Origin of the sequence: Actinopolymorpha sp. B9G3 (genome assembly GCF_040120725.1) — a bacterium.
In the GTDB taxonomy this organism is placed as follows: domain Bacteria; phylum Actinomycetota; class Actinomycetes; order Propionibacteriales; family Actinopolymorphaceae; genus Thermasporomyces.
Genome location: NZ_JBEEAB010000002.1, coordinates 659,569 through 668,405, shown reverse-complemented (window position 1 = coordinate 668,405; position 8,837 = coordinate 659,569). Strand labels below are relative to the sequence as shown.

8 protein-coding genes are annotated in these 8,837 nt (G+C 70.5%); 4 read left to right on the top strand and 4 right to left on the bottom strand.

Annotation, left to right across the window (positions count from 1 at the left end; translation table 11 throughout):
• On the bottom strand, window positions 1-118 hold a 118-nt coding region (locus tag ABNF93_RS34840), incomplete at its 3' end, for a transposase (RefSeq protein WP_502877547.1).
• Window positions 119-180: 62 nt separating this feature from the next.
• On the opposite strand from ABNF93_RS34840, the gene ABNF93_RS06140 reads away from it, so the two are divergent.
• The 3 genes from ABNF93_RS06140 to ABNF93_RS06130 all read left to right on the top strand — a co-directional run bounded on the left by ABNF93_RS06140 (window position 181) and on the right by ABNF93_RS06130 (window position 2,780).
• Window positions 181-1,812, top strand: coding sequence for a CocE/NonD family hydrolase (locus ABNF93_RS06140; protein WP_349326620.1), 1,632 nt, complete (start codon window positions 181-183; stop codon window positions 1,810-1,812).
• Window positions 1,813-1,947: 135 nt separating this feature from the next.
• Window positions 1,948-2,277: a DUF3099 domain-containing protein gene (locus tag ABNF93_RS06135; protein WP_349326618.1), complete on the top strand. Its 330-nt coding sequence runs from the start codon at window positions 1,948-1,950 to the stop codon at window positions 2,275-2,277.
• A 260-nt stretch (window positions 2,278-2,537) separates the two neighbouring features.
• Window positions 2,538-2,780 (top strand): hypothetical protein, encoded by a 243-nt coding sequence (locus ABNF93_RS06130; protein ID WP_349326616.1) that lies wholly within the window; start codon window positions 2,538-2,540, stop codon window positions 2,778-2,780.
• Window positions 2,781-2,834: 54 nt separating this feature from the next.
• On the opposite strand, the gene moaA is transcribed toward ABNF93_RS06130, so the two are convergent.
• The gene (gene moaA / locus ABNF93_RS06125; RefSeq protein ID WP_349326614.1) at window positions 2,835-3,833 is read right to left on the bottom strand and encodes a GTP 3',8-cyclase MoaA; all 999 of its coding nucleotides are present in this window, start codon (window positions 3,831-3,833) and stop codon (window positions 2,835-2,837) included.
• Between the two features lie 106 nt (window positions 3,834-3,939).
• Here moaA and ABNF93_RS06120 point away from each other — a divergent pair, with 106 nt between their 5' ends.
• The gene (locus ABNF93_RS06120; protein ID WP_349326613.1) at window positions 3,940-4,746 is read left to right on the top strand and encodes an SURF1 family cytochrome oxidase biogenesis protein; all 807 of its coding nucleotides are present in this window, start codon (window positions 3,940-3,942) and stop codon (window positions 4,744-4,746) included.
• Window positions 4,747-4,768: 22 nt separating this feature from the next.
• Here ABNF93_RS06120 and alaS read toward each other — a convergent pair whose 3' ends face one another.
• On the bottom strand, window positions 4,769-7,522 hold the full coding sequence (gene alaS, locus ABNF93_RS06115) for an alanine--tRNA ligase (protein WP_349326611.1): 2,754 nt from the start codon (window positions 7,520-7,522) through the stop codon (window positions 4,769-4,771).
• A 408-nt stretch (window positions 7,523-7,930) separates the two neighbouring features.
• Window positions 7,931-8,734, bottom strand: a complete 804-nt coding sequence (locus ABNF93_RS06110; protein ID WP_349326609.1) for an SIR2 family NAD-dependent protein deacylase — start codon at window positions 8,732-8,734, stop codon at window positions 7,931-7,933.
• Window positions 8,735-8,837 lie beyond the last annotated feature (103 nt).

Sequence of the window (8,837 nt, the reverse complement as noted above, 5' to 3'; positions counted from 1 at the left end):
CCTGCCCATTGATCACCATCCGGTGATCCGCCCAACGCCGACCCTGCCGCGGCTGCTCCGGCAGCAACGGCTCCAGCCGCTGCCACTCCTCATCAGTCAAGTCATGACGATCAAACACACCAATGATCTATCGAACTTCGACCACCAAGATCTACGGGACACGCCCTAGGCTCCACGAGCGTGGGAGATACCTCGCGCCTCACCTGTCTCGACACCACCGTGACGATGCCCGACGGCATCCCGCTCGCGACCGACGTGATCGTCGCCGACGACGGCGAGCCCCACCCTGTCCTGCTGATGCGGACGCCGTACGGAAGGGCATCGGTCCGCGGCAACCATGACGCCATCGGCATGGCCCGGCTGGGTTGGGCCGTCGTCACCCAGGACGTACGCGGCCGCTGGGACTCACCCGGCACCTTCGCGCCGTTTCGCAGCGAACGCCTCGACGGCGCCGCGGCCGTCGCCTGGTGTGCGTCTCAGCCGTGGTCCAACGGCGCCGTCGCCATGGCCGGCGGTTCGTACAACGGCTTCACCCAGTGGCTGGCCGCCGCCGAACGCCCGGCAGCCTTGCGGGTCATCGTGCCCGCCGTCGCCGGACCGACCGTTCGGGATGCGGTGTACGAAGGCGGCGCTCTCCAGCTGGGCGTCTTCTCCGCCTGGACCCTCGGCATCGGCGCGGTCGGCGGCAGCTACGACGCTGAGCTGGTGAAGGCGGCGATCGCGGACCTCGACACCTGGCCGGGCGTCTTGAGGTCGGGCGTCGAGAACACCACACTGCCCCGGATCAGCGCCGACTGGCACCGGTGGCTCGACCCGGACGACGCGGAGCTCTGGGATCCCCTCGACGCGGCTTCCGCACTGCGCGACGGACAGGGCGCCGGTACCCGGCCGGTCGGTCCGCAGCCGGCCGGATACCACCTCGCCGGGTGGCACGATCTGTTCTGTGACGCCACGATCGGCGGCTACACCCTCCTCACCGGGCCGGACGTCGACGAGTCCGTACGTCGCCGGCAGCGCCTCGTCGTCGGGCCGTGGTCCCACGCCAGCCTGCTCCGGCGTACGACCGGACGACTCGACTTCGGCGTCGCCGCACAGGGCGACTTCAACGGCATCGCGGAGGAACAGCTCGCGTTCCTGACCGCGGGAATCGCCGACCGGGACGTGCCTGCCGGAGTGCGGGTCTTCGTCATGGGAGCCAACCGCTGGCTCGACCTTCCCGACTGGCCTCCGCAGACCACGCCCACGCCGCTGTTCCTTGCCGGCGATGACGCCCTCGCCTGGGAGCCGCCGCAGGAGGCCGGAGCCGACCACTACCGTCACGACCCGGGGGATCCGGTGCCGACCGGTGGTGGGCGCACCCTCCATCCGGTCCCGCCTGAGGCCGGACCGCTCGACCAGTGGGACATCGAGGAACGCCCGGACGTCCTCGTCTACACGACCGGACCCCTCGAGCGCGACCTCACCATCATTGGCCAGGTCCGCGCGCACGTGGCCTTCGCCTCGACCGCCGATGTGGCCGACGTCACCGTCAAGCTGGTCGACCTCCATCCCGACGGGCGGGCGATGCTGGTGGTGGACTCGATCCGACGGGTACGCACGGCGCCGGGTCGACCGGGCGAGGTCGAGATCGAGGTCGGCGCGACCGCCATGACCTTCGCCGCGGGGCACCGGATCCGGGTCGAGATCGCATCCTCGAACTATCCACGCTTCGACCTCTCGCCCGCAGCCGAGCAGACCGTCCACCGGGGCGGCCGCGCGGAGTCCCGCATCGTCCTGCCCGTCCACCACACCGTCGAGGCGGTACGCACCTGACGGCCCTCCCCGTGCCGGGGAGCCGGCGCAGGAGCGGGACCTGACCGCCGTCGCAGTGGGGCAACTCACTGTCACAGGCGAGGCCGTTCGCACGTCGTTCAGGCGTACGGTTGCAGCAGAGGTGGAGGAGACGCGATGCGGCAGAAGGTGCGCAAACCGACCTTCCGGGTCACGACGGCACCAAAGAGTCTGAAAGCGGACGTACGTTCCCGTGAGGTCCGTTATCTGCTGTCCATGGGAGTGCGGACAGTGTGCTTCGTCATGGCGTTCGTCACGCAGGGCACACTGCGGTGGCTGCTCATCGTGGCGGCCTTCATCCTGCCTTATATCGCTGTGGTGATTGCGAATGCGGGCCGTGAGCGGCGTACCGACAGCCTGCCGGCGTACGTCCCCGACCACCCTCGCGAACTACCGGCTGGATCCGATCATTCAAGCCGACCGCAAAATACCCGGGGAGCCGTCTAGACCTGGCGGGACGTTCGTGCCAAACTCATGTCTGCGCGCTCCGCTTCCCCCGTCGGAGTGCGACGTGATGCGATGCCGGGCGGCTTCCCCCGTGGCTGCCCGGCATCGCTTCTTGTTATCTGGCGACATTCTCGCCGTCACAGGGCGTACGCAAACCACCGGACTTCCCCCACTGCACCGTTACTCTTCGAAGTCGCCCTCGTGCGTAACGCGTCACCACGGCCTGGATGAGCCGGGCGAGCCTGGTTGAGGGAGAACCCATGACCGACGACTTCCGCCCCGACCAGGCGATCTGTTCGGCGAAGGGGTGCAACAATCCGGCCACATGGGCGCTTCGCTGGAACAATCCGAAAATCCACCCGCCGCAGCGACGCAAGACCTGGGTGGCCTGTGACGGTCACCGGAGCTCTCTCGCGGACTTTCTCAGCGCGCGGGGGTTTCTCCGCGAGATCGAACCCTTCGAAGGCACGGACACGCCGGGCGGTGCCGCAGGCAAGAGCTAGCGGCCCCGAAGCACCTCTCGTCCGGGAGAGACCACGGTCAGCGCGGCCCGCTGGCTAACCGCCGATCGCGGACATCGGCCTGGTCGGCTGCAGGAACGTCGGGTCGTCGATCCCGTGTCCGGGCTGTTTCGTCGCGACCGCCGCTCGCCAACGCCGGGCCAACTCCTCGTCGTCCGCACCACCGCGCAGCGCACCGCGCAGGTCGGACTCCTCGCGGGCGAACAGGCAGTTGCGAACCTGCCCGTCTGCGGTGAGTCGCACCCGGTCGCAGTCACCACAGAACGGCCGCGTCACCGACGCGATGATCCCGACCCGCGCCGGTCCACCGTCGACGACGAACGACTCGGCCGGAGCGCTCCCCCGCCGGTTGCGGTCGTCAGGTCGCAGGTCGAAGTGGCTCTGCAACCCGGCCAGGATCTCGTCCGCCGTCACCATCGTGTCGCGGTTCCAGCGGTGTTGGGCGTCGAGGGGCATCTGCTCGATGAACCGGAGCTCGTAACCACGCTCGAGGCACCAGGCCAGCAGGTCCGGTCCCTCGTGGTCGTTGAGGCCACGGATGAGGACGGCGTTGACCTTCACCGGCGTGAGCCCAGCCGTCTCCGCCGCGGCCAGGCCGGCGACGACATCGGACCATCGGTCGCGGCGGGTGAGCTCGTGGAACGCCGGAGCGCTCAACGTGTCCAACGAGACGTTCACCCGGTCCAGACCAGCCTGCCGAAGTGGCGTCGCGAGCCGGGTGAGACCGATGCCGTTGGTCGTGAGGGACATCTCGGGGCGCGGACTCAGCTCTCCGGTGCGCTGCACGATGTCGACGAGGCCCCGGCGGATCAGCGGCTCGCCACCGGTGAACCGCACCTCCCGGACCCCGAGCAGTCGGACCGCCACCGCGATCAGGCGTACGACCTCGTCGTCCGTCAGGACCTCGGGCGTCGGCAGCCAGGGCAGGCCCTCGGCCGGCATGCAGTAGTTGCACCGCAGATTGCAACGGTCGGTCAGTGAGACCCGGAGGTCGGTTGCCGCCCGCCCGTACCTGTCCACCAGTTCGCCTGCCACCCGCCAAGCGTAGGCGGACACCGCAACCCGGGGCGACGCGCCGCTCGGTACCGGGTGGACACCCCACAGGCACGGCGGGCGGGGCGCTCGGTTAGCGTCGCGAGACGTGTACCGCTTCCTGCTGCGCCCGCGCTGGATCGCCCTGGTGATCATCGTCGCGCTGCTGGTCGCCGTGTTCGTCCAGCTGGGGCGCTGGCAGCTGCACCGGCTCGATGATCGGCGGGCACACAACGCGGTCATCACGACCAACAGCTCCGCGGCGGCGAAGCCGCTCGACACCGTGCTCGCCCCCGGGCGGCCGGTGGCAGCTGGGCAGGAGTGGACGCGCGTGAGCGCGCGAGGACGGTACGACGGTTCGCACCAGATTCTGGTCCGCTACCGGTCTCAGGGGGGCGAGCCCGGGTTCAACGTCCTCTCCCCACTCGTCACCTCCCGAGGCGCCGCCGTTCTCGTCAACCGTGGTTGGGTCCCGCGCACCGCCTCGGTGAAGGCACCGGAGCCACCGGCGGTCCCGACCGGAGAGGTGCGCGTGCTCGGCAGGGTGCGCCCCTCCGAGGCGGCCGATCCGGGCAGCGGCGCTCCACGAGACGGTCAGGTGCGTTTCATCGACGTCGAGCAGATCGCCGCGCACCTGCCGTACCCGGTCGTCGGTGGCTATCTGGAGCTGATCGAGCCGCCCGGTGCCGGCCAGGCGTCGGAGTCGTCCCCGCGAGTGCTCCCCCCGCCGGAACTGTCCGAAGGGCCGCACCTGTCCTACGCGGTGCAGTGGTTCCTGTTCGCACTGATCGCGGTCCTCGGAGTGGGCTTTCTCGCGTACGACGAAGCCCACGACGGGCGGCTGCGCACCCGGATCCGTACCGCCGAGCGCGGCCCACGCCCGGTCCCCGCAGGTGACCGCAGCCGCCCGGAATGATCAACCCACACCCGCCCGCGATTCACGTACGGGTCGACGTGGCGAGGTGGTGAGCCGCCTGCGCGAGGGCTTGATCGAGCCGGTTCACCTCCCGACCGCCCGCGTGCGCGATGCGGCCGACCCCGCCAGCGCCACCACCGATCGTGCGTCCCGCGGGCCGCAGGAGGTCCCGGGCCGGAGCGGTCAGCTGCTCCATCGCGGGATTGATCCCCAGAACCAGTTGCGCCTTGCCGTCCCGCACCATCCCGAGCACCGCACCACCGGGACGCCCCGGCGGGCAGTGCGCGAGGACGCCGTCGACCAACGCCGGGATCTCCTCGCCCTGCTTGGCGTCGTGACCGTCACGCACGTCCGGGGGGTCCAGACGTTCGGCCACTATCCACCGACCACCGGCGTCGCGGCCCTTTCCGGCAAGGCGTTCAGCCAGCTTCGCCCGCTCGCGCTGCCGCACGTCAGCCAGCTCACCCTCGGCCCGCGCCAGTGCGTCAAGGCGACCTTGCAGGCGGCGCAGGATGTCGCCGGACCGCGGAACCCCAAGCAGGGCGGCGATCTGGTCGACCAGGACCCGCTCGTGGTCGCTGTACCGGAGCGCGTCGAGCCCAGTCAACGCCTCGATCCGGCGTACGCCTGAACCGACCGACGTCTCCCCCACCAGACGGACCGGACCGGCCTGGCTGCCGTGGCCCACATGGGTACCGCCGCAGAGCTCCCGGGAGAAGTCGCCGATGTCGACCACCCGCACAACCTCGCCGTACGTCTCGCCGAAGAGCGCGATCGCCCCCGCCTCCTGCGCCTCGGCACGGCTCGCCTGCCAGATACGGACCTCCGGATCGGAGAGCAGCCGCTGGTTCACCTCGTCCTGGATGCGCGCGAGCGCGTCGGGTTCGATCGGCGCGAAGTGGGTGACGTCGAAACGCAGCCTGCCGGGCGCGACGAGGGACCCGTGCTGGCGCGCGTGGTCGCCGAGCGTGTCGCGCAGCACCGCGTGCAGGACATGGGTCGCGCTGTGCGAGCGCGCGGTGGCCGACCGCCGGTCATCGTCCACGACCGCGTGCACGGACTGGCCGACGCGCAGCTCGCCACGAACCACCTCCGCCCGGTGGACGTGAAGGTCGCCACCCGCACCGAGACCGGTGTCGACCACCCGCAGCTCGCTGCCGTCAGGCGTACGGATCACTCCGGCGTCGCCCACCTGCCCACCGGACTCGGCGTAGAACGGCGTCCGGTCCAGCACCACCTCGACGTGCTCACCCTCGAGCGCCGCCGGTACCTCGGTCCCGTCCCGGACCAGCCCGATGATCGAGCCCTCCTCGGTGAGCCGGTCGTGGCCGACGAAGCGCGTCGCCCCGGTGCGGTCGAGGATGGTCCGGTACGCCTGCCCACGGCCACGGTCATCGCCCTGCGTACGCGCCTCGCCTCGCGCCCGCTGCGCACGTCGGCGCTGTTCGTCCATCAGCGCCTCGAACCGGTCCGTGTCCACCACCAACCCGGCCTCGGCCGCGATCTCGGTGGTCAGGTCGACCGGAAAGCCGAACGTGTCATGGAGTTCGAACGCGGTACGCCCCGACAGCACGGGTCGCCCCGACAGCTCCGGCTGCGCCGGTGTCGTCGGTGTCGTCGACGTGGAGCTCCGGCGCACCGCCTCCTCACGCGTACGCCGGATCGCGGTGTCGAGGAGCCGTGCACCCTGCACGAGCGTCCGCCCGAATCCGTCCTCCTCGTGTCCCATCGCCTGCTCGACCAGGCCGCGGCGTTCGGTCAGCTCGGGCCAGACCTGACCGAGCTGGTCGACGACGGTACCCGCGAGGTCGTGGAGGAACGGATGGTCCACCCCCAGCGCCCGACCGTGGCGGATGGCCCGGCGCAGCAGCCGACGGAGTACATAGCCGCGGCCCTCGTTCGAGGGGAGTACGCCGTCCGCGAGCAGGAACGCGGCCGCCCGCACGTGGTCGACGACGATCCGCGCCGGACGCCGCTGACCCTCGGCACGGACGTCCGCCCCGGTGAGCTGACCGAGGCGCGCCATCACCGGCGCCATCACATCGATGTCGTGGATGGTGTCGACACCCTGCAGGACCATCGCGACCCGCTCCAGCCCGAGTCCCGACTCGAGACAGGGCCGCGGCAGGTCCCCGACGATCGGGATCGTGTTCTCGTCACCACCCTCACCGCGGAGGTAGCGCATGAAGACGAGGTTCCAGACCTCGAGGTACCGGTCGGTGTCGACCGCCGGTCCACCCTCGCGACCGTAGGCGGGACCCCTGTCGTAGAAGATCTCCGAACACGGACCGCACGGACCCGGACCGCCGGTGTCCCAGTAGTTCTCGGCGACGCCGAGCCGCTGGATGCGCTCGATCGGGATGCCGACGCGCCGCCACAGCTCGACGGCCTCGTCGTCCTCGCGGTAGACCGTCGCCCAGAGCCGCTCCGGTGCGAGGCCGAGCACGTCGGTCAGGAACTCGTACGCCCACGGCACCGCGATCGCCTTGCCGTAGTCGCCGAAGGAGAAGTTGCCGAGCATCTCGAAGAACGTCGAGTGCCGGTCGGTGGTGCCGATGTTGTCGATGTCGACCGTTCGTACGCACTTCTGCAGCGACACCAGGCGGTCCTTCGGCGGCGAGGACTCGCCCAGGAAGTACGGCTTGAACTGCACCATGCCCGCGGTCGTGAGCAGGAGCGTCGGGTCGTCGGGCACGAGCGAGGACGACGGCACCAGCTGGTGGCCGCGCTCGCGGAAGTAGTCGAGGAACAGTCGACGGATGTCAGTGGTACGCACGGGAAGCCTCCGGCGGATCGGGACGGCGGCGGTGCCTCAACAGCTGAGGGACCTGGCAGATCAGGGACCGGGTGATCTCACCCACGCCGAGCCGGACCGAGGGGCCGGACTGCGGACTCAGCTCATGCCGAAGACCCCAGCGCCCAGCTCGGCGCACCTAGCTCGCTGTCCCACGCGCGTCATGCCGCGACTTCTCCTCGCATACGTTCGTTCGACCCCATTATGGGCGCGCCGTTCAGGGCTCATCCACCGGGTTTCCCGGGGCGGGTTCGATGGACGGCAGACAGGCCGGCCCGCAGCAGGCCGGCACCGAGCCCGACCGAGCGGTAGTGGATCGCGAGCAGATGCTCCTGGCTCCTGCCAGAGTGCCTGCCGGAGTGCCAGCCGGAGTGCCAGCCGGAGTAGTGGTCACGGTGCCCCTTGATCGTCTGGCGCCACTGCGATCGGCGAGCCGGACGTCTCGGCGAGGCGTGGGAGCGCGTCCCCGATCGGTATGCGGACCACCGCCGCGGCGGCCGCATCATAGGGCGTCGGTTGGGCGTTGACGATGACGAGCTTCGCGCCCGCCGCGACCGCGACGTCGCACAGTCCGGCCGCCGGATGCACCTGCAACGACGTACCCACGGCCAGGAGGACGTCACATGATGCCGCGGCGCGCGCCGCCTGCTCGAGCACCTCCCGATCCAGCGACTGCCCGAACGAGATCGTCGCCGACTTCTGGATACCGGCACACTCCAGGCACCGTGGGTCGGGCTCACCCGCCTCGACCCGCGCGAGTACGTCGGCCATCGGCGTACGCACCTCACACTCCAGGCAGACCGCCCACCAGACCGTGCCGTGGAGCTCGATCACGTTCTCCGAGCCGGCCCGCTGGTGCAGACCGTCGATGTTCTGGGTGAGGAGCGTGCGGACGACGCCGGCGGACTCGAGCGCCGCCAGCGCCCGGTGGGCAGCGTTCGGCCGCGCGGTCCAGGCGGGGTGCTTCTGCCGCTGCCGCCAGGCTTCGATTCGTACGGCGGGATCGGCCAGGTAGTCGGCCAGCGTCGACAGCCGCTCGGCACGGGGGTTGGTGGTCCACACTCCCGCCGGTCCGCGGAAGTCGGGAATTCCGGAGTCCGTCGAGACACCCGCACCGGTGAGCACCGTCACCGCCCGAGCTGAGCGCAGCCAGCGCACTACGCCTGCGAGGTCGACCACGTCGTCTCCAGACATGCCTCCGACCGTACGCTCACGCCGACGCGGGCCGGTCCGCGTGTCCGCCGGTGGATGGGCAGCCCGGCCCAGCGACCGGCCCAGCGACCCGCCCAACGACCGG